This window comes from Acinetobacter sp. YH1901141, from assembly GCF_013416935.1.
GTDB lineage: Bacteria > Pseudomonadota > Gammaproteobacteria > Pseudomonadales > Moraxellaceae > Acinetobacter > Acinetobacter towneri.
The window spans coordinates 1-21500 of record NZ_VPEY01000030.1; the positions used below are offsets into that span (position 1 = coordinate 1).

20 protein-coding genes are annotated in these 21500 nt (G+C 41.2%); 8 read left to right on the forward strand and 12 right to left on the reverse strand.

The window, feature by feature from the left end:
- The first annotated feature begins 331 nt into the window (after positions 1-331).
- Both dmeF and FTV52_RS12680 read left to right on the forward strand, forming a co-directional pair.
- Positions 332-1288: a CDF family Co(II)/Ni(II) efflux transporter DmeF gene (gene dmeF, locus FTV52_RS12675; RefSeq protein WP_179990940.1), complete on the forward strand. Its 957-nt coding sequence runs from the start codon at positions 332-334 to the stop codon at positions 1286-1288.
- Positions 1289-1459: 171 nt separating this feature from the next.
- On the forward strand, positions 1460-2107 hold the full coding sequence (locus FTV52_RS12680; RefSeq protein WP_372238852.1) for a DsbC family protein: 648 nt from the start codon (positions 1460-1462) through the stop codon (positions 2105-2107).
- A gap of 174 nt (positions 2108-2281) precedes the next feature.
- Here the strand turns inward: FTV52_RS12680 and FTV52_RS12685 are convergent, their stop codons facing one another.
- The 4 genes from FTV52_RS12685 to FTV52_RS12700 all read right to left on the reverse strand — a co-directional run bounded on the left by FTV52_RS12685 (position 2282) and on the right by FTV52_RS12700 (position 5954).
- Positions 2282-2539 carry a GlsB/YeaQ/YmgE family stress response membrane protein gene (locus tag FTV52_RS12685; protein ID WP_004969785.1) on the reverse strand — a complete coding sequence of 86 codons (258 nt, stop codon included), beginning with the start codon at positions 2537-2539 and terminating at the stop codon, positions 2282-2284.
- Between the two features lie 197 nt (positions 2540-2736).
- Positions 2737-3264: a hypoxanthine phosphoribosyltransferase gene (gene hpt, locus FTV52_RS12690; protein WP_019836204.1), complete on the reverse strand. Its 528-nt coding sequence runs from the start codon at positions 3262-3264 to the stop codon at positions 2737-2739.
- A gap of 217 nt (positions 3265-3481) precedes the next feature.
- On the reverse strand, positions 3482-4822 hold the full coding sequence (gene guaD / locus FTV52_RS12695; RefSeq protein WP_179990936.1) for a guanine deaminase: 1341 nt from the start codon (positions 4820-4822) through the stop codon (positions 3482-3484).
- 166 nt (positions 4823-4988) lie between these two features.
- Positions 4989-5954 carry a TerC family protein gene (locus tag FTV52_RS12700; protein ID WP_104852786.1) on the reverse strand — a complete coding sequence of 322 codons (966 nt, stop codon included), beginning with the start codon at positions 5952-5954 and terminating at the stop codon, positions 4989-4991.
- Positions 5955-6352: 398 nt separating this feature from the next.
- On the opposite strand from FTV52_RS12700, the gene FTV52_RS12705 reads away from it, so the two are divergent.
- Complete coding sequence (locus FTV52_RS12705; RefSeq protein ID WP_004969793.1) at positions 6353-6634, forward strand: GNAT family N-acetyltransferase; 282 nt, start codon at positions 6353-6355, stop codon at positions 6632-6634.
- Positions 6635-6795: 161 nt separating this feature from the next.
- Here the strand turns inward: FTV52_RS12705 and FTV52_RS12710 are convergent, their stop codons facing one another.
- Positions 6796-7881, reverse strand: coding sequence for a zinc-dependent alcohol dehydrogenase family protein (locus tag FTV52_RS12710; RefSeq protein ID WP_096902007.1), 1086 nt, complete (start codon positions 7879-7881; stop codon positions 6796-6798).
- 236 nt (positions 7882-8117) lie between these two features.
- On the reverse strand, positions 8118-9488 hold the full coding sequence (gene mpl, locus FTV52_RS12715; protein WP_179990937.1) for a UDP-N-acetylmuramate:L-alanyl-gamma-D-glutamyl-meso-diaminopimelate ligase: 1371 nt from the start codon (positions 9486-9488) through the stop codon (positions 8118-8120).
- A gap of 240 nt (positions 9489-9728) precedes the next feature.
- Here mpl and FTV52_RS12720 point away from each other — a divergent pair, with 240 nt between their 5' ends.
- From FTV52_RS12720 to FTV52_RS12735, 4 genes are all read left to right on the forward strand, one after another.
- Positions 9729-10070 (forward strand): DMT family protein, encoded by a 342-nt coding sequence (locus tag FTV52_RS12720; RefSeq protein WP_019836196.1) that lies wholly within the window; start codon positions 9729-9731, stop codon positions 10068-10070.
- A gap of 223 nt (positions 10071-10293) precedes the next feature.
- Positions 10294-10806, forward strand: a complete 513-nt coding sequence (gene purE / locus FTV52_RS12725; protein WP_019836195.1) for a 5-(carboxyamino)imidazole ribonucleotide mutase — start codon at positions 10294-10296, stop codon at positions 10804-10806.
- A gap of 14 nt (positions 10807-10820) precedes the next feature.
- The gene (locus FTV52_RS12730; protein ID WP_178867894.1) at positions 10821-11942 is read left to right on the forward strand and encodes a 5-(carboxyamino)imidazole ribonucleotide synthase; all 1122 of its coding nucleotides are present in this window, start codon (positions 10821-10823) and stop codon (positions 11940-11942) included.
- Between the two features lie 677 nt (positions 11943-12619).
- On the forward strand, positions 12620-13906 hold the full coding sequence (locus tag FTV52_RS12735; protein ID WP_004969803.1) for a lytic murein transglycosylase: 1287 nt from the start codon (positions 12620-12622) through the stop codon (positions 13904-13906).
- Positions 13907-13976: 70 nt separating this feature from the next.
- Here FTV52_RS12735 and FTV52_RS12740 read toward each other — a convergent pair whose 3' ends face one another.
- The 5 genes from FTV52_RS12740 to FTV52_RS12760 form a co-directional block, all read right to left on the reverse strand.
- Positions 13977-14354: a hypothetical protein gene (locus FTV52_RS12740; RefSeq protein WP_162164695.1), complete on the reverse strand. Its 378-nt coding sequence runs from the start codon at positions 14352-14354 to the stop codon at positions 13977-13979.
- Positions 14355-14494: 140 nt separating this feature from the next.
- A complete protein-coding gene (locus FTV52_RS12745; RefSeq protein WP_004969807.1) occupies positions 14495-15409 on the reverse strand; it encodes a matrixin family metalloprotease in 915 nt (304 codons plus the stop codon).
- Positions 15410-15628: 219 nt separating this feature from the next.
- The gene (gene dnaK, locus FTV52_RS12750) at positions 15629-17566 is read right to left on the reverse strand and encodes a molecular chaperone DnaK (protein ID WP_154321227.1); all 1938 of its coding nucleotides are present in this window, start codon (positions 17564-17566) and stop codon (positions 15629-15631) included.
- Between the two features lie 121 nt (positions 17567-17687).
- Positions 17688-18260 carry a nucleotide exchange factor GrpE gene (gene grpE / locus FTV52_RS12755; protein ID WP_257220042.1) on the reverse strand — a complete coding sequence of 191 codons (573 nt, stop codon included), beginning with the start codon at positions 18258-18260 and terminating at the stop codon, positions 17688-17690.
- Between the two features lie 566 nt (positions 18261-18826).
- The gene (locus FTV52_RS12760; protein ID WP_179990938.1) at positions 18827-19294 is read right to left on the reverse strand and encodes a hypothetical protein; all 468 of its coding nucleotides are present in this window, start codon (positions 19292-19294) and stop codon (positions 18827-18829) included.
- A gap of 220 nt (positions 19295-19514) precedes the next feature.
- Here FTV52_RS12760 and FTV52_RS12765 point away from each other — a divergent pair, with 220 nt between their 5' ends.
- A complete protein-coding gene (locus FTV52_RS12765; RefSeq protein ID WP_179990939.1) occupies positions 19515-20588 on the forward strand; it encodes an alpha/beta hydrolase in 1074 nt (357 codons plus the stop codon).
- 40 nt (positions 20589-20628) lie between these two features.
- Here the strand turns inward: FTV52_RS12765 and FTV52_RS12770 are convergent, their stop codons facing one another.
- Positions 20629-21273 carry an acetoacetate decarboxylase family protein gene (locus FTV52_RS12770; protein WP_179990941.1) on the reverse strand — a complete coding sequence of 215 codons (645 nt, stop codon included), beginning with the start codon at positions 21271-21273 and terminating at the stop codon, positions 20629-20631.
- Between the last annotated feature and the right edge of the window lie 227 nt (positions 21274-21500).

The following is a 21500-nucleotide window of genomic DNA, read 5'->3' on the forward strand; positions in this document are numbered from 1 at the left end:
TAGCTCTGTCACTGATATTCAAACCTGAAATAGCACCATATTTAGCCCACACCTCGCTACGAATACGACCAAGTAAAACAGCTTGTTTCTCAAGCTGTTTGTACTTTTGCACATTCAAGTTTTTACAGTGATGAATGCGTGTTAATTTCACAAAGTCATGCCTAGGTTAAGGGATTGGATAATCAATAGATATGGATGCTAATATACCAAGACACTCACCTAAAATACAAAAGATAATCATTTAAATCTCTAATAAATACCCACCTTGCCACTACTGAATCGACATAGACAAAATGAGAACTTATGCAAATATTTGTCTATATTTTTAATTATAGTTAATTACTCTCATCGTATCCATCCACATCAATTCGATCAAGGCAATCCGCTGGCGCAGAAAAAAATATTATATGCGGCTTTGCTGACGGCTGTCATGATGTTCTTGGAAATCTTGGGTGGTTGGATTTTTCACTCCATGGCTTTGCTGGCGGATGGCTGGCACATGAGTTCACACATGCTAGCGTTAGGCTTGGCTTATTTTGCCTATCGGGCAGCACGTCATTATGCAGCCGATACGCGGTTTAGTTTTGGTACATGGAAAATTGAAATTTTAGCTGGCTATAGCAGTGCCATTTTATTGTTGGTGGTGGCTGCATTTATGGCAATTCACTCTATCGAGCGTTTATTTTTTCCTGTCGATATTCAGTATAACCAAGCTATTCCAATTGCAATTTTAGGGTTATTGATCAATTTGATTTGTGCATGGTTATTACATGAAGATGATCACCATCACCATCACCATCACCATCACCATCACCATCATGAGCATACGCATGACAGCCATGACCTGAATCAAAAAGCCGCCTTTATGCATGTGGTGGCAGATGCGGTGACTTCAATTTTTGCGATTATTGCTTTAATTGCGGGTAAATATTGGGGCTGGGATTTTCTAGATGCACTGTTAGGTATTGTTGGTTCAATTTTAGTGGCGCGTTGGGCGATAGGTTTGATGCAGGAAACAGGGAAAACATTGCTGGATGCAGAAATGGATCATCCTGTGGTGGATGAAATTCGTGAAGTGATTGCAGAGTTACCAGTCAGTGTGATGATTACAGACTTGCATGTTTGGAAAGTCGGACAGGGTAAATTTTCCTGTATTTTGGCATTGGAAACCGCACACGATTTAGACGCAGATCAAGTCCGCACCGCCCTCGCCATTCATGAAGAAATTGTGCATATTTCAGTAGAAATTAATCCGCCATCAGGCTTGAATGTTCCACGTGAAACCTAAAGCGTTGCATAGCAAAAACGAGTTGTAGCAATTGCGTAATTCTGGCTTAAAAATACTGAATTCTGTGCAGCTTTCAGCTTAGAATCAGGCTAAATTTACTTTATTTAGATGAAACACATGATTAAACAATTGAGTTTAGCTGCCTTAATGGGATTATGCAGCGCCGTGAGCATGGCCGATGTTGCAACGGTTAGTAAAAATGTCAAACAACAGCATCCGCAACTGAAATTAGACAATATTCAAGCCACAGAAATGAAAGGTATTTACAGTGCCTCTATGGATGGTCAAGTGGTGTATTTGAATGAAGATGCACAACATATTTTGGCGGGTTCAATGATTCGTTTAAAGGATCAGCATAACTTAACCAAAGATTTATTGATTCAACAAAACAGTGTGGATTGGAAAAAGTTACCGTTACAAGATGCGATCAAAAGTGTGCGAGGTACGGGAAAACGTCAGATTGCGATCTTTTCTGACCCAAATTGCCCATATTGTAAACAGCTTGAGGCTGAACTGAAAAAGCTGGACAACATTACAATCTATACCTTTATTTTGCCGTTAAAAGCGCAATCTGTTGCGCCATCTAAACAGGTGTATTGTGAGAAAAACCCTGCTCTTGCTTGGGAAAACCTGATCACAAAAGCACAATTGCCTACAAGTCAAAGCAGTTGTGCCAACCCTGTGGAGCGCAACATTGTTTTAGCGCATCGTTTAGGTGTAAACGGTACGCCTGCGATTATTTTCTCGAATGGCTTTAAAGTTATGGGAGCATATCCTGCGGCACAAATTGAACAGATTTTTAAAGAATTTGGTCTTTAAGAACGGCTAATTTTTTATCTGATATTGGCAACTAAAATTGTGTAGTGTGTATCGGAGCAAACCTGAAATTTGTGATTGCGAAGTAGATATAAAAAAACCGCCTCAATTTTTAGGCGGTTTTTTTATTGAGAGAGAAGATGTTTGACTGAAAAATTACAGTCGTTAATACAGGATTTAAGCACGCGATTTTTTCATGAACGTATTATAAATAAATAGAATAATCAGAGCACCAATGATGGAGGCAATAAAGCCTGCGGCAGAACCATCACCGTACAATCCCATCATACGCCCTGCATAGGTTGCCAATAAAGACCCTGCAATCCCAAGTAAGGTGGTGACAATAAACCCTGCTTTATCATCTCCAGGATGAATCGCGCGGGCGATTAGACCTGCAATAAAACCCACCACAATTGCGACAATTAATGACCACATGAGCAGCTCCTTGTTATCTTTGTTTATGTTTTACATCATGTTTCAGACTTATCTTTGCCGAAAAATCCCAAGGAAAATAGTCGAATAATGCTACAGCATGTAGTGTTTTTGTCCTGTTAGATAGATGAAATGCAAATTTCAGCCATAAAAAAAAGTGATCTGAAACGATCACTTTTTTAAAGCGAGGCGTATTTGTTTTATAAGCCAATTTCGCCAATAAACGGAATATGACGATATTTTTGGTCATAATCCAAGCCATAACCGACAATAAACTTATCTTCAATTTCAAAGCCCATAAATTTAACTTCAAGCTCAATTTCACGGCGTGATGGCTTGCTAATTAAGGTACACAGCTCAATTGAATTTGGCTCACGGGTTTGCAAAATTTCCATCACTTTATTTAGGGTGTTGCCCGAGTCGATAATATCTTCAACCACCAAGACATCTTTACCGCGAATTTCACCATCCAAATCTTTTAAAATTTTCACATCACGCGATGACACAGTACCTCCGCCGTAGCTGGATACAGTCATAAAATCCAGTTCATGCGGCTTGTGAATGGTGCGGCATAAATCTGCCATGAACAATACAGAACCACGTAATAAGCCAATTAAAACCAACTCTTTGTCGCTATTGGCATAGTGAGCATTAATTTTTTGACCAAGTTCCTGAACTTTTGTTTGGATTTCTTCTGCAGAAATCAAAACCTGCATTTCAACTGTCATGGGTAGATACCTAAAAAGCAAAAATAAAAAAGGTGTTGACCTGCAACACCCCAAAATATGCGCTAATTTTAATATATCTTGCGCGATGTTGCACGTGCTTGCATGGTTAAAATAGCATCATTTTTGTGCTGAGTGAGAATCTGAGCGTAACAACAAAGCACAACCGAGTATCAGCATTGCCCATCCGATGGGTTTTATATACGAGGATTGCGCAGGTTTAGCCACCTGCTGCTGAGTTTTGATTGGGTTGGTAGTAGGCACGTTGTCCATAAATATAGGTCGCATGAATATTACGGTCATCTGCTAAAGTAATAAGGGCAAATAATGCATCTTCAAGATGTTTGGCACGTTGTTGTCGTAAGCGTTGTAAAGTGGTGGCATTTAAATCCAGCACCACAAAATCGGCTTCTTTGCCTACCTTAAAATTCCCCAGCTTATCGTCTAAGTCCAAAGCTTTGGCAGCGCCTAATGTGGCGTGATACAGCGCTTCAAAAGCAGAGAGTTTTGCTCCTTGCAGTTGTTGCACTTTATAGGCTTCATTGAGGATATGCAGTACATTAAACGAGGTACCTGCACCAATATCTGTACCTAAACCAACTTTCACCTGTCGCTCCCAAGTTTTATGCAGTGGAAATAAACCGCTGCCCAAAAATAAATTGGAGCTTGGGCAAAAAGCAATTGCAGAATCGGTATGATGCAGACATTGCCATTCATGTTCTTCTAAATGCACACAATGCGCAAAAACCGAACGTGAACCTGTTAAACCATAGTGATGATAAACATCTAAATATCCATTTTGCTCTGGAAATAATTGTTTCACCCACGCAATTTCATTGTGATTTTCACTTAAATGGGTATGTACATAAACATCGGGATATTCGGCTTTGAGTTGCCCTGCCCGCGCCAGTTGCTCAGGGCTAGAAGTCGGTGCAAAACGTGGCGTAATCGCGTAGAGATTACGTCCTTTTCCATGCCATTTTTCAATCAACGCTTTAGAGTCTGCATAGCCTGAGTCTGCGCTGTCACACAATGCTTCGGGTGCATGCCGATCCATCAGTACTTTGCCTGCAATTAAACGCATCTGATGTTGTGCTGCCGCTTCAAACAACGCATCTACCGATTCAGGATGTACCGTACAAAACACCAAAGCTGTGGTGGTGCCATTTTTCAGTAATTCCTGCACAAAAAATTGTGCAATCTGATCTGCATAGGCTTTATCTGCAAATTGCAGTTCAGTCGGAAAAGTATAAGTATTCAGCCATTCCAGTAATTGTTCACCATACGCGCCAATCATTTCAGTCTGTGGAAAATGAATATGGGTGTCGATGAAGCCAGGCACAATGAGATGGTCAGGATAATGATGGAACTCTGTGTTGGCGTTTAGCTTTGCCTGCCCTTCTTGCCATGAACCAAACCACTGGATTTTGCCTTGTTCGCAAATTAACAAGCCATCGTCTACATAACGGACTTGTTCTGAAATTTGATCGGCTTGGCTGGTACAGTTTTTGAAATCAAGAAAGCGACCACGAATTGCGGTGCGTTGTACAGGAGATGGCATAAAACAACCTACATTTTTCATTTTTCATTTTTCAAGAGATTGTACCTTAAATGTAGCTTGCAGCAGTACGATAAAATTTATCGTACGGTAAATTAAAACTTGGTGAAATGAATACAAAAAGCCTTCTCGAAAGAAGGCTTGCAACGATGGTGGGGATTATTAAATTTTATAATGTGGTTTCATGGTGTTTTCGACTATGTCGAATTGATAACCACGCAGTGATTGTCAGCACAAGTACAATAAAGCCGAGTGAAATCCAGATAGGCATGTGGAATACATCTAACATCAGCATTTTAAAGCCAATAAATAGTAAAATTAAACCCAGTCCATACGGTAAATAATGCATTTTAGTGGCTGCGCCTGAGAGCAAGAAAAACATGGCACGTAAGCCCAAAATAGCCATAAGATTTGCAGTGAGTACAATAAACGGATCGGTAGTCACGGCAAAAATTGCAGGGATAGAATCCACGGCAAAAATAACGTCAGATGCTTCGACCAAAATTAAAACTAAAAATAATGGCGTTGCCCAAAGTACACCATTTTGGCGCACAAAAAACTGATCTTTTTCCAGTGTTGGGGTAATACGCATGTGTTTGCGTAGCCATTTCAACAACGCCATATCTTCAATATTGCTGGCTTCTTGCTCTGGACCTTTTAAGAATTTAAAGCCTGTGTAGACCAAAAATGCGCCAAAAATATACAAAATCCAGGAGAATTCTTGTACAAACCAAGCTCCAATAAAAATAAAAATGGTTCTGAGAATAATTGCGCCCAGTACGCCGTAGAGTAAAATTTTACGCTGTAAGCCCGGTGGGATGGCGAATGCGGCGAAGATCATCAACCAAACGAATACATTATCAATCGCCAGTGATTTTTCCAGCAAATAACCCGCAAAGTATTCCATGACTTTGGTGTTGGCGACTTCTAGCCCAACGCTGTGTTTAAGATACAGCCATAAACCGCCACCAAATAAAGCTGCCACACTGACCCAGGCGATACTCCAATACGCAGCGGTTTTGACTTTGACCGATTCGCCTGCTTTTTGTTTAAAGCCTAAGAAGTCAATGGCGAGCATGACTGCAACAATTGCAAAAAAGACCAGATATAGCCATAAATTGCCGATGGATTCCATACAATCTCCACATCCAACAACTGGCCACAAAAAAACCTTGACCTGTTGTCAGATGATTTCAAACATCTGTAACAACATGATCAAGGTCTTGCCTACATAGAGCGGACTTGTATCAACAAGTATGTGCACTATGCTCAGCGTCCGACTTTTTGCAAAGTGTAATGACGAAACGCTGACACGTTAAAGTTATATTTTAACGCTTGGAGGAGGCTACTCCCCTTGTTCAACATAATTTGGGATTAGGACGCTGCCTAAATCTGCGTAAAGAATTACATAATTTTAAGTGTTGTGCAATTTATTCTGTATGGTAAATCACTTTAATTTGTACAAATTCAGCACAATATTTCGTAAAGAGTGTGGCAAATTGAAAAAATAGATTTAGTTTGATAGGTGGACTTATGCAAATTCAACATCAAGAAACCCAACGCGGTGGCGAGTTTTTTATTGAACGAGATGGTCGGCATATCGCTGAAATTACTTATCAATATCAAGATGATCACACTATTTTAGCAGATCACACTTGGGTCGATCTGACATTACGAGGTCAAGGGGTTGCCCGTCAGCTATTAGATATTTTGGTCGCCTTTGCACGTGAAAAGCAGCTAAAAATTGTACCCGTGTGCTCTTATATTGAGACGGCTTTTGAAACAGATACACAATATGCTGATGTCGTGGCTTAAAAGTCTTTCTACGTTGAAATAATCTAATGTGTTGGTATTAAAACAGCATGCAGACTTCGTCTGTCGTGCAGTCTAAAATTTTCTTGAAAATATTATAAAAGCCCAAAAAAGCCAATCCACAGCGCGTAGATTGGCTTTTTTGTAACATAGTTAAGCCAAGATTATTCGTAATTAATCATCACTTTCATGGCATTTTCATCTGAAGCATGTTTAAACACATCATAGGCTTTTTCAAATTCAGAGAATTTAAAATGGTGCGTTGCCAGTTTTTCTAAAGGTAATTTGCCTGAACAGCAGGTTTTTAACAGCATACCTGTCGTATTGGTATTCACCAAACCCGTAGTGATGGTCAGGTTTTTAATCCAGAGTTTGTTTAACTCAAAATTTACCGACTTACCATGTACGCCCACATTGGCAATATGTCCGCCCTCTTTCACGACATTTTGGCAAATATCCCAAGTGGCTTCGACACCTACAGCTTCCATGGCACAGTCTACCCCGCGACCACCTGTAATCTCTAAAATACGTTGTACCGCATCTTCTTTGGCAGAGTTAATGGTATGGGTTGCACCCAACTCTTTTGCCATCGCCAAGCGGTTATCGTCCATATCGACTGCGATAATTTGTGCAGGAGAATAGAACTGTGCGGTAAGCAGACAACCCATGCCAATTGGACCTGTACCCACAATTGCAATGGTATCACCAGGTTTAACATTGCCGTATTGCACACCAATTTCATGTGAAGTTGGCAATACATCAGACAAGAAAACCGCAACTTCTTCATTTAAACCTTCAGGCAGCAAATATAAAGAAGTGTCTGCAAATGGAGTACGGACATATTCAGCATGAGTACCATCAATCATATATCCCATGATCCAACCGCCTTCATTTTGGCAGTGTGCATAGAGTTGTTTTTGACAGTTTTCACAAGTACCACAACGGCTGACACAAGAAATAATGACCTTGTCGCCTTTTTTGAAATTTTTGACTGCCGAACCGACTTCTTCAACAATCCCGATACCTTCGTGACCTAAAATACGGCCATCAAATAGCCCTGTCTTGGCAACTGCAGTGTCTTGAATTTCTGGGTTTTTACCTTTCCAAATACCTAAGTCAGTACCGCAAATGGTAGTTTTGGTGAGACGAATCACGGCATCTGTTGGTTGTAAAATTTCTGGACGTGGGCGTTCTTCAAAACGAATATCATTGGCGCCGTGGTAGACCATGGCTTTCATTGTTTTTGACATTGTGACCATCCTTCTTAGTAATGATGATGAAAGACATCCAGCAGCCAACCTGTAGCAACCGTCATGCTCGCAGGATGTAATCTTTTTAAAGTAACAGGTCAAGATGACAAGTTCATGAGCAGTATTGTTGCTTTTAATAATTATAATATATGAATTTATAATTAATATAAAAATCCCCTATTTTTTGCCAAAAACAGGGGTTTTTTTGCAAGAGTTTTAAATCGATTTAAGTGATTTTAAGCCGTGTGTTGCAAAGCCTGAATGAGTTTTTGATGTAAACCACCAAATCCACCATTTGACATAATGACCACAGCATCGCCCTCACCTGCTTGGCTCACGATGTTTTGAATAATTTCATCCAAAGTATTGGCCACCACTGCATGATTGCGAGCAGCCGCAACCACAGGCTGCAAATCCCAGTCTAGACCTTCAGGTTGATACCAAATCACAGCATCCGCCAAACGTGCCGAATCCGCCAAGCCTTCTTTATGACTGCCCATGCGCATGGTGTTGGAACGTGGCTCAATAATCGCCCAAAGCTTACGTTCACCCAAACGCTTACGTGCGCCGTCCAGTGTGGTTTCAATTGCGGTTGGATGGTGGGCAAAGTCATCATAGACTTCAATGCCGCGTATGGTGCCTAATAACTCCATACGGCGTTTCACCCCACCAAAATTGGACAGTGCTGTACATGCGGTTTCGATTGCAACCCCAACATGCTCTGCTGCGGCGATGGTTGCTAAGGCATTGGCGACACTGTGCTGTCCGGTCATATTCCAGCGCACTTCACCTTGTAGCACACCATTTTTCAGGACTTTAAAATGTGAACCATCTGCTGCAAGTTGTTCGGCATATAGTTCCGCTTGTGGGTCTGCATTGAGCGAAGTACGTAGCACAGGTGTCCAACAGCCCATTTCTAACACTTCATCAATATGGGTTTCTGTAATTGGGGCAATAATGCGTCCTTCACTTGGGATGGTACGCACCAAATGATGGAATTGTTTTTGAATTGCAGCTAAATCATCAAAAATATCGGCATGGTCAAATTCAAGGTTATTTAAAATGGCGGTTTTAGGATGGTAATGCACGAACTTGGAGCGTTTATCAAAAAATGCAGAGTCGTATTCATCGGCTTCGACACAGAAATATTTACCTGCACCCAAACGTGCACTTTCACTAAAGCCTAACGGAACGCCGCCAATTAAAAAGCCCGGTTCCAAGCCTGCCTGATCCAATACCCACGCCAACATGGTGGTGGTGGTGGTTTTGCCGTGCGTGCCTGCAACGCCCAGTACGTGTTTTCCTTGCAAGACATGATCGGCCAAAAATTGCGGGCCAGAAATATACGGCAAACCAGCATTCAGCATATATTCAACCGCATCAATCCCACGTTTCATGGCATTGCCCACAATCACTAAATCAGGATGCGGTTGTAAATGGCTGCGGTCATAACCTTGCATTAAGGTAATGCCTGCATTTTCCAGCTGAGTCGACATCGGTGGATAGACGTTTTGGTCTGAACCTGTGACGGTATGTCCTAAATCGCGGGCCAAAAGTGCCAAAGAGCCCATAAATGTGCCACAAATACCCAAAATATGCAGATGCATTCCGCCTTACTCCACTGCTTTTATAGACACATCACGTATTTTTGTGCTGTTGTCGTGATTAATTTGATTTGAAGCAACGATAGCAAGGGTTTTGGCGAAAAGATAGTGATTCTTGTATCTCATTTCAGGGATTTTTCTGAGCTGAATCTGCGCCAAAGGATGTAAAAAATTGCTGCTCTTGCATTTTTTATGGCAAATAGCTCGTAAAATAAAACTGAATTTTTAAGATAGTACGACACAATGTCTTCAGCACTTTTACTTTTGGTGATTGCAAACTGTTTTATGACCTTGGCGTGGTATGGTCATCTCAAGTTTTTACCACATGATGCTCCGCTGTGGCAGGCAATTTTATTCAGTTGGGTGATCGCCCTATTTGAATACAGTTTGATGATTCCTGCTACCCGTTTGCTGGCGCAGCATGGCTGGGCGGTAGGTCAAATGAAAATTACCCAAGAAGTTGTGACTTTATTGGTGTTTGTACCGTTTATGATTTTTCTGTTTAAGCAACCTTTTAAACTGGATTATTTATGGGCAGCCTTATGTTTATGTGGTTGCGTGTATTTTGTATTTCGTGCGCCTTAAAGACGAGTTTTAGCTCGCTTGAATAGCTTTAGGTTCACCTATTTTGTTTAACTGTTTTCAATTCTTTAAAATAACCCGATAAAAATAATCAAAAAAGTCGGTTGAGTCGCCGTGTTCAATTTTAACAAGTCGAAAAATCAGTCTATAATGTGGAGTTCTTATTCAAGCTTGGCTTTCTCGCCTGAATTTCTCTTTCCTTAGTTTCGTTTCTGGAATATTTGTAATGAACGCGGCCGCTGCACAAGACGCTCCTCTCGTTGGAATTATCATGGGTTCTCAATCGGATTGGGCAACTCTCGAACACACTGCCAATATGCTGAAGCAGCTTGGTGTCCCATTTGAAGCGGAAGTCGTTTCTGCACACCGTACCCCAGATCGCTTATTTGAATATGCTGAGCAAGCGCGTGATCGTGGCATTCAGGTGATTATTGCAGGCGCTGGTGGTGCCGCACACTTACCGGGTATGTGTGCAGCCAAAACTGATTTACCTGTTTTGGGTGTGCCAGTGAAATCTTCAATTTTAAATGGTGTCGATTCATTACTTTCAATTGTGCAAATGCCTGCAGGTATTGCCGTAGGTACATTGGCGATTGGTCCTGCGGGAGCAACCAATGCGGCAATTATGGCAGCCCAAATTTTAGGTTTAACCCGTCCAGAAATTGCACAAAATGTTGCCAATTTCCGTGCCGCGCAAACTGAGAAAGTTTCAAGCAACAATATTCCAGGTCAGGCTTAAGCGGGACAATTACTATGGATAAGACCATCGGTATTTTTGGTGGCGGTCAATTGGGTCGCATGATGGCACAAGCGGCTTTACCCTTAAATATTCAATGTACCTTTTTTGAAGCCAGTCCAGATTGCCCAGCGGCAACCTTGGGTCAGGTTTTTGCCAGCAAAAGCGAAAATAGCCTACAAGATTTTATACACAGTGCCGATGTATTCAGCCTTGAGTTTGAAAATACTCCGTTGGCTGATGTTGATGTATTGATTAAGCACAAAGACTTGCATCCACCACGTCAGGCTTTGGCAATTGCCCAAAACCGCTTGCTGGAAAAAGGCTTATTTGATGAATTGGCGATTCCTGTTGCGCCGTACCAAGCCGTCAACTCGCTGGAAAGTTTACAGGCTGCTGTAGCTGAACTCGGTCTGCCAATTGTGCTAAAAACCGCAACAGGCGGCTATGATGGCAAAGGTCAGTTTGTACTGCGCAGTGCAGATCAGATTGAACAAGCATGGGCAGAACTTGGCCCTGCAGGCAGCTTGATTGCAGAAAGTTTTGTTACTTTTTCACGTGAAGTATCTATTATTGCGGTGCGTGGTCAAAATGGTGAAGTAAAAACTTGGCCATTGGCAGAAAACCATCATCACAACGGTATTTTATCGCATTCGATTGTACCAGCACCAAACAGCACAGACTTACAGCCTGTGGCGCAAGACTACATCACTCGCCTGCTCAATCACTTAAATTATGTTGGTGTATTAACGCTAGAGCTATTTGTCACTGACAAGGGCTTGTATGCCAACGAGATGGCACCTCGTGTGCATAACTCAGGTCACTGGTCAATTGAAGGCGCGGTGTGTTCGCAGTTTGAGAACCATATTCGTGCTGTAGCAGGTTTACCGTTAGGCTCAACTGAAGTGGTAAGTCCAACGGTGATGGTCAATATTATTGGTCAGCATCCCAAAACTGAAGATGTGTTGGCATTGAATGGCGCACATTTGCATTTGTACAATAAAACTGAGCGTGAAGGCCGTAAAATTGGGCATATTACTTTAATGCCGAATGATGCCGCTGAATTGACAGATTTATGCCGCCAATTGGCAAAAATTTTACCAAATCCATTGGCGCTCAGTGCTGATATGAGCTTGTAAATTTAAAAATGACACCAAAGCGCTCATCACGATGAGCGCTTTTTTATACTTTCACGTTTTTATTCTGCCTATTTTTAAGGTGTTCTACCGTTAATCTGTCTAGGATTGACGCTGTAATTTTAGGTTGATTAAGATAGATCAGGCTGAATAAGCAACCATCACCGTAGCAAAGCAATACTTAAAATAAAAATGCGCACAAGTCTGATGGGAAACAGATGATAATTATGAATTCAAAACTTTAAATTCAAATAGCGCGTTTTAAATTTAAAGCGATGCTTCAACTTTGAATTTAAATATCAGAAATGAATTTAAAGATAGATCTGCAGTTTTGAATTTAAATAAAGTAGCGGCTCTTTTGATCTTTAAATTTAAAAAGCTACTTTTAAATTCAAAGCAATACATCGTAAATATGCAGTGAATGTCGTGTTTTGTGGGTAACTTGGGTTGGTTTAATTTGAATTTAAACTTTTAAATTTAAAAGTCTTATCATGTGTTGTGATTTTGAATTTAAAAATGTGAGATGCTGTACTTGTGGATAAGTGTTTTAAATTTAAAACGAGAAAATGAATTTAAAACTGTGTAAATGAATTTAAAGTTACAGATTTTCATCTGATCTCTGTGGCTGAAGGTGTTATGGTAAAGCCAAGATTTAAATTCAAAACACATCAAAGGGTATTATGCATCGTTTCGCTGTGATTTTTGCGACAGCTGCAATGGCAGCTACTCAGGTTCAGGCAGAACTGATTATCAATGGAAAATCTGTCACCGTAACACCAACGGTCAGTACATCTGCAAATTTTCAACCACAAAACCATTTTCAAAGTTGTTTGGCCAATTTACGCAGCCAAGCCATTGCCAAAGGGGTGAGTGGCAGCAGTTATGATCGCTATACTCAAAATCTCAGCCCAGATTATTCCGTCATTGAGCGTTTAAATTACCAACCTGAATTTTCTACGCCAATCTGGGATTATCTCTCAGGCTTGGTCGATGATGAGCGCGTGCAGGCAGGACAGCAGAAATTGGCACAGCACCGTGATGTGCTCAATCGTGTTGCAGCAGCCTATGGCGTACCTGCAGAAACCGTAGTGGCGGTTTGGGGTGTAGAAAGTAACTTTGGTGCGATTTCAGGATCCTATCCATTATTGCAAGCGCTAGGTACCTTGAGCTGTGAAGGACGCCGTCAAAGCTATTTCCGAGGTGAGTTTTTTACCACCATGCGTTTATTGCAACGTGGTGATGTCACTGAATCACAATTAAAAGGCTCATGGGCAGGGGCGTTTGGGCATACTCAGTTTATGCCATCGACCTATGATGAGTTGGCGGTCGATTTTGATGGTGATGGTCGCCGTGACTTAGTATCTAGTATTCCAGATGCTTTGGCTTCCACCGCTAACTTTTTAAAACGTCGCGGCTGGCAAACAGGGCAGCCGTGGGGCTTTGAAGTCAAAGTGCCTGCAGGCATGTCTTTGAGTGGTGAAGGGCGACGCAATAAAAAATCCCTCAGCAGTTGGGTTAATCGTGGGTTGACTCGTGCAGATGGTTCGGCATTAATTCAGGGCAATTTATCGGGCAGTAGTCAGGCAGGCTTGATGGCACCTGCAGGTGCGAATGGCCCTGTATTCTTAGTGTTTAGAAACTTCGATGCCATTTATAGCTATAACGCAGCAGAAAGTTATGCCTTAGCGATTGCGCATTTATCAGATCGTTTAATGGGGCAGTCTGCATTCCGCACCGCTTGGCCAACCGATGATGCAGGTACATCCCGCGCAGAACGCCGTGAAATTCAACGCTTTTTGTTAAGCCGTGGTTATGACATTGGTGAAGTGGATGGTTTAATTGGCGACAAAACCCGTCAAGCGATTCGTCAGGAACAGACTCGACTCGGCTTGGCTGCAACAGGTCGGGCAGGGCAGCAAATTTTAAGAGCGTTTCGTAATGAAGCGGCCAAACAAATGATGCAATAAGTTGTTGTGATTGCATTAAAAAGGTCTGCAAATGTGCAGACCTTTTTAATTTTTGTCTTAAAACAGGGGATTAAGGTTCAATTTTCACTGCTTCAAGCAAATCAAAAATCACAGTCGTGACATCTTGGCTTAATTCTTTGTTATTAAAAATTTCATAAGCTGAAATGGTGATGTCGGTATCACTTGGCAGCAAACGCTGTTCTTCTTCAATCAGGTGTTCAATTGGTAATAAGGTCTGTCTAACCTCAAGATGCAAAATATCTTTGTATTCAATATTTTCATCTTCAAGTTCAATCACTTGCTCATTAAAATACGGCAATAAAATCGAGTGGAGACAAGGTTGAAGCTCAACAATATCAAAAATTTCGATATCACGGCTTTGTTCAATCGTGCTGATGTGGTCATTTACTTCAATCAGGATATGGTAGTAACTCACATGAATCTCCACAGATCGTTCAGGGTTATACAGAGCCTTCACAATAACATGAAATGAGTAAATTTGCTGCCTTTGCACGTGTAATGGATATGCAACTATCGTACAGGGTGAGGGGAGTTTTGTGTTTTAGTCACTTCAGTTTGCCAGATTGCTCAATGCCGTGCATGGAGTAAATCGAGATCGGCAGGGCGCAGTTGGAAATTCTGCAACTGCTGATCTTTTAGCATTGGATACATTAAGGCATAAGGGTCGTTATGGTGTGCTAAACCCAAAGCATGACCAAATTCATGCGCCAAAGTTAGACGTAAATCATCTTTAGATTGAAACTCATAAATCCGAATGGCCTGACCATCAAAGCTGCCTTTATCAAATAAACGTGGTTGAAAACGTGCATTAAATTGCTGGATGGATACATCAATGTCTTGATTAAGTTGATTGAGGGCATCGACTTGTTGATTGAGCTGGTTAATTTGCTGATTAAATTGCGCTATTTCGTGTTCTAAACTCCACATGTGTTGCTGGATTTCTTGTTTTTTGGCTGCAAAAATTTCCTGTTGCGAAGGATGTAGCCCACCACTTTGGTTAATTTGCTGTACTTGACGATTGTATTGTTCAAGTTGTTGTTCAAATAGCATTTTTTTTGCATCAAGTTGTTGATTTTTATCTGCAATTTCTTGTTTTAGTGCTTGAATATTTTGGTTTTGATTGTTCCAGTGTTGTTGGCGTTGTTCAATGGCTGTAAGTTGTTGTTGGCGTTGGTTTGATTCATCTTGACGTTGATCATAAATCAAGTGAATGGCGAGCTTGGCGTTCGGGTCATATACAAAATAATCTTGTCCCGTCCCTTGTTTCCAAATATGGGTGGCTTCCTGACTCAGTTGTAGTAAATCGGCATGGCTTAAGCCAAAACGCGGATCGACTTCAGCAATACGATAACGTAAGCGAGTATCTAAAGGATGTTTTAAATGATCTAGTGCAGTATTGTGTCGTGTATGAGGATGTTGAATATTTTGATAAATCAGCAAGATAGAAAACAGTATGATTGCACCCAATAGAAACAAACGCATTGCTAGCGGCATCCTTTTTTGGGTTTACTGTAGCCGAAAGTAGGGCAGAAACTCAATCTATTTGCAGTTAGAGCATCATTTTATCTATTGTACTCGGTTGAGCGTCCAATTGTCTGTGCTCTTTCATTTAAATCTTGAAGTCAGTGTATGGATATCGAAAAGAAAAACCGCGCTGCAATTGCTTGCAGCGCGGTTTTTGATGTGCGTTAAAGCGACAAATTATTTTTTATCATCTTTGACTTCAGTGAATTCAGCATCCACAACGCCATCATCGGCTTTTTGTTGACCTGCGTCACCGCCAAATGCATTTGGGTCGAAACCTTGTGCACCGCCTTGACCTTGTGCAGCTTCATACGCACGTTGCGTAATTGGCATGATGATGTTTTGCAATGCTTCAGTTTTTGCTTTGATTGCATCTACATCATTTTCTTTGGTTGTCGCTTCAAGCTCAGTGACTGCAGTTTCAATCGCAGTTTTTTCATCGGCAGTCACTTGTTCACCAAGGTCTTTTACTGCTTTTTGAGCAGAAGAAACTAAAGCATCCGCTTCGTTACGTGCTTTTGCAAGTTCTTCAAACTTACGGTCTTCTTCAGCATTTGCTTCAGCATCTTTAATCATCGCTTCAATTTCAGCATCGCTCAAACCAGAGTTTGCTTTAATTTGAATCGATTGTTCTTTGCCTGTGCTCTTGTCTTTTGCAGACACTTTCAAGATACCGTCAGCGTTAATGTCGAACGAAACTTCAATTTGTGGCACACCGCGTGGCGCTGGTGGAATGTCACCTAATTGGAAGTTACCCAACAATTTGTTTTGTTGAGCCATTTTGCGCTCACCTTGGTAAACTGAAATGTCTACTGCAGGCTGGTTGTCTGCCGCTGTTGAGAACACTTGAGACTTCTTCGCAGGAATCGTGGTGTTTTTCTCAATGATTGGCGTCAACACGCCACCCATAGTTTCAATACCAAGCGTTAACGGAGTTACGTCTAGAAGCAATACGTCAGTTTTGTCACCAGACAATACGGCACCCTGAATTGCTGCACCAATTGCAACAGCTTCGTCTGGGTTTACGTCTTTACGTGGCTCTTTGCCAAAGAATTCTTGTACTTTTTGTTGTACAAGTGGCATACGTGATTGACCACCCACCAAAATCACGTCAGAGATGTCAGAAGTTGAAAGTCCTGCATCTTGTAGCGCAACTTTACATGGCTCAATGGTACGAGCGACTAAATCAGCAACCAAACCTTCAAGTTTGGCGCGAGTCACGTTCATCACCAAGTGCTTCGGACCTGTTGCGTCTGCAGTGATATATGGCAAGTTGATTTCAGTCGCATTTGAAGATGAAAGCTCGATTTTTGCTTTCTCAGCCGCTTCTTTCAGACGTTGTAATGCCAATGGATCTTGTTTCAAGTTGAAGTTTTGCTCTTTTTTGAACTCTTCAACCAAGTATTCGATCAAGGCATTGTCAAAGTCTTCACCACCAAGGAAGGTATCACCGTTGGTTGATAACACTTCAATTTGTTGGTCGCCATCAAGGTCTGCAATTTCAATGATCGATACGTCAAAAGTACCACCACCCAAGTCATATACAGCAACTTTACGGTCGCCTTCTTTCTTGTCCATACCAAATGCAAGCGCAGCAGCAGTTGGTTCGTTGATGATACGTTTAACTTCTAAGCCTGCAATTTTACCCGCATCTTTGGTTGCTTGGCGCTGTGCATCGTTAAAGTACGCAGGTACAGTAATCACGGCTTCAGTAACTGTTTCGCCCAAATAATCTTCGGCAGTCTTTTTCATCTTTTTCAAAGTTTCTGCAGAAATTTGCTGTGGTGCAAGTTTCTTGTCATTCACTTCAACCCAAGCATCGCCATTGTCTGCTTTGATGATTTTGTAAGGCACAAGACCAATGTCTTTTTGTACCGCTTGGTCTTCATAACGACGACCAATCAAACGCTTAATTGCGAATAATGTGTTTTTCGGGTTAGTTACAGCCTGACGCTTTGCAGATTGACCTACAAGAATTTCGCCATCTTTATAAGCAATAATAGATGGAGTTGTACGTGCGCCTTCTGCGTTTTCAATTACTTTAACTTTGTCGCCTTCAAGTACCGCTACACATGAGTTAGTTGTACCTAAGTCAATACCAATGATTTTAGCCATTTGGATGTTTCCTCAAAAATTCTTTTGCAATGTTTTCACTTGTTATTCGATATGAGAGCCAATCAAAATTTTTCAAGTTGTTTAGATGAAAATTTTTTATCAACTCTCGATTTTATAAGGCTTAAGCGCCAACCATCACCATTGCAGGGCGGAGTAAGCGACCATGTAAGGTGTAGCCTTTTTGTAATACGTTGCCAATTTCATTGGCTTTTGCATTTGGATCAATCCCTACGGCTTGATGCAGGTCTGCATTGAAACCATTGGCTGTATCAATCACCACCACACCAAACTTTTCTAAAGTGGTCAGTAATGATTTCAAGGTCAGTTCCACACCTTCAGACAAGGCAGTTTTTTCATCACCATTGGCGGCAATAGCACGCTCAAGGTTGTCTACAGAATCCAATAATTCTTTAGCAAACTTTTCTAAAGCAAACTTTTTAGCTGTATCTGCTTCACGTTCTAAACGCTCTTTGGTTTTTTCCGCTTCGTAAACTGCATTGGCAGTACGTGCTTTTTCCAATTTTAGGTTTTCTTCAAGTTTGCTCAGTTGTTCTTGTAAAGACTCAACGGAAACTTCTGCTTGCTCAGTATCTTGCGCTGTTTGTTGTTCCGTCTGCTCTAGCTCAAGGTCTTGAGTTTGTTCGTTCTGCTCAGTTGCCATTGATTTACTCCGTTTAAATGGGTTTTTAAACATGTACAGTCCTTTGGCGTCAGTGCTAACTGCGTTATTGCTGAACTGCCATGGTTAGAGAAGTTCGTAATTAGCTAAGAAATCGGGGCAGGGCAGGCAAAATTCAAGCGTGCCAGTAGATTAATTTTCATTGCCATGAAATTTGGTCAAAAAAATACATTTTGAATCAAGATGTCGGCGGATGAATGAAGCAAATTAAACTTTGAAACTTATAATATTTTTTTGTTTAAAAAAGTATGGTAATAGGGAGCTGATTATTCAGCTAAACCAGTGCTTTTATTACGGAGATAGCTAAAAACACTGTTTTATCAACAGGATTCGACTGGGTGTTTGTTCACTATATTGTGCATGCGTATGATTAGAGTTTTTAAGTTTTGGTTGATTAATCGCTAAAACAGCTTAATCGAGAGTAATTATATATTTTACACAAAACCTAACACTGCTTATTCTTTGCGCATAGATGCTATATCGCTGTAGTTTCTTGTGTATTGCTAAATGTGTTTTCGGGGCTTATCTAACTTCTGAATAAGCCCTTTTTTTACCTCATTTGTTTTGCTTTGCTGCAAGACTCAATCACGATCACGTCGTTGTTCACGGTCTTTACGGTTTTCCTGCCAGCGCTTTTGTTGTGCATCACGTTGTTGTTGCCAGCGTTTACGTGCTTCCTCACGCTTTTTTTGTTCAGCTTCAATTTGCTGCTTACGCTTTTGCTCAAGCTGTTTACGCTGCTGTTCCGATAAGCGTTTACGCTGCTCTGCTAAACGTTGTCGCTCTTGTTCATAGCGTTGTTGCTGTAATTGCTGTTGTCGTTTTTTTTCCCATTCACGACGTTCTAGTTCACGTTTACGACGCTCTAACTCAACCCGATTTTTACCTTGTTGATATTCCCAACGCTGCCGATCATTGTCATAACGTCGATGATCATCATCATAGCGTGGCTCATATCGTCCATCGTAGTAACCTTCGTCAGGCACGACTACGCAACCTACGGCTAAAAAAGCAGTCGCACATGAAAGTAAGATTAATTTTTTAGTCATGCTCTGCCTCCTGAGCTGATGAGGTGAATTTGTCTGAAACATCAAACATAGACTGCAATAGTGTCAATGACAGCGTCATAAAAGCAGGGTAGCGTATAGGTAATTTGAATGTGTATAACGATTGAAGCACTTGTATAACAAAATGGTCACTGTGCTGTTGATCATGAAGAAATTATGAAGCGTTTAGGCAAATCATGCAGACATATAAAAAGGAACAGGCATGCAAATTTTGAATTCATCTCTCAAAAATAAATTGCACAAAGGACAAGGTGCTGCTGCACGTGCATTAAATAAGTTACCAAGTCGAGTACATCATACTTTGGCTCAAGCTTTGGGTTATCCGTATCATTATCCAGACCTTGATCCATTTATTAAATGCATGATGGCGGCACAATTAAAACAAGGGAAAATTGGTTTTATTGGTGCTGACCCTGTACAGTCTAGACAGGCATTTGATCGACAAATGCAATCTATTCTGAGCACTCCAACTGCGGTCAAACGAGTTGAAGAAATCCGTTTAAACTTAGCCAGTGGCAATATCGCAGCGCGTTATTATCATCCTGCACCACATAAAAAATTGCCTTTAATCGTGTTTTATCATGGTGGTGGTTTTGTGGTGGGTGGTTTAGACAGTCATGACGAATTTTGCCGCTTAATGGCGGTACATGCCCATGCACAAGTGTTGAGTGTGGAATATCCACTCGCGCCTGAAGCTAGTCCACAGCAGATTATTAAAGTCTGTGAAGATGCTTTGGCATGGGCATATCAACATCGTCGAGAAATGAAAATTTTAAAAAATCGCATAGCGGTGGCAGGCGATAGTGCGGGTGGTAATATTGCAGCGGTGGTTGCACAGCGTAGTGCTCATTCAGCCTATGCACCTGACGCACAATTTTTAATTTATCCAGCCTTAGATTTTAAGAGTCGCCATCCTTCATTCTTTGCTTATAAAGATGGTTTGGTGTTGACGGGACAAGATATTGATTTTGTCACCCAGCACTATGTCACACAGCATCAGGTCGCTTTGGATGATCCAATCATTTCGCCAACTTTTGGCAAATTGAAAAAACTAGCGCCTGCCTTTGTGGTCACAGCAGGGCATGACGTTTTGCATGATGAAGCTGAAATTTATGCACATAAATTACGTCAACATGCTGTCACGGTAAAATATGTAGAATATTTAGATCAAACACATGGTTTTATTAGCATGACCTTTGTGTCGCGTCGCGCCAAAAAAATCAGCATTGAAATGTGTAAAAACTTTAGAAAATTTTGGGATCGACCACGTAGCTAAACCTTGGGTTGTCTTTGTTAATCTGTTTCACGTGGAACGGTTAAACCAGAGTAGAGATTTCGGCTTCTGGAAAAGTCAGTTCGAACTCAGGCACGTAAAAACCATTGATGAAGCGTGCCTGATTACAATCAGGAAACAAACTTGGATTCGATTGCCAAGACGCATGTTTGAGTGGGATTAATCTGCCGCGAAAAGAAGGATTAAATTGATAAGATTTCCCTTGCCATGTTTGCTGAATTTTTAAAAGCGCAGCAGGGATGTAATGACTATCAATAAAGCTACGTTGCGTATTGCATTTTTCAAGTTGAATGGCGAATTGCAAATCTGCGTGTTGTATTTTGCAACTCATCTGTCGATCTTGAATATCCCAATCAAAGCTTGCCAGTTCTTTCGGAATACCCCAAAGCTGTTGTCCGTGTTGCACAGAAGACTCAGTTGAAACAAAAATTTTAGGAATGGTAGATAAACGACGCTGCCTAAATAGAGGATGATCTAAAATCAGCAGCTCATCATAAGCGCCAATGGGGCTAGCGTTATAACGTACCCACATGACTTGAACAAGACGCCCTAAAAAAGAAGGTGCTAAGCCAAAAGGCTGTGCCAGATTTAAAAAATGCGGGCTGAGCCAATAATTTAAAATATAGGCTTCACCTTGAAGTTGCCAAGGTGCTGGACACAGTCGGATCTGATCTGAATTATTTTTATCAAATGGAGCGTAAAACTCAGTCCTTCAGGTCAGAGATATAAGCGACACGACATGAAGTGTCGTTTGATTTAACTAAGGGCTATTTTCCTTGAGTTTTGATTGTTAATATAAGTACATGAAAACCCTTAAATTACGTATAAAAGACAAACATTGCAAGGTGTTAGACCAACTAGCATCAGAAGTGAACTTCGTCTGGAATTATGTCA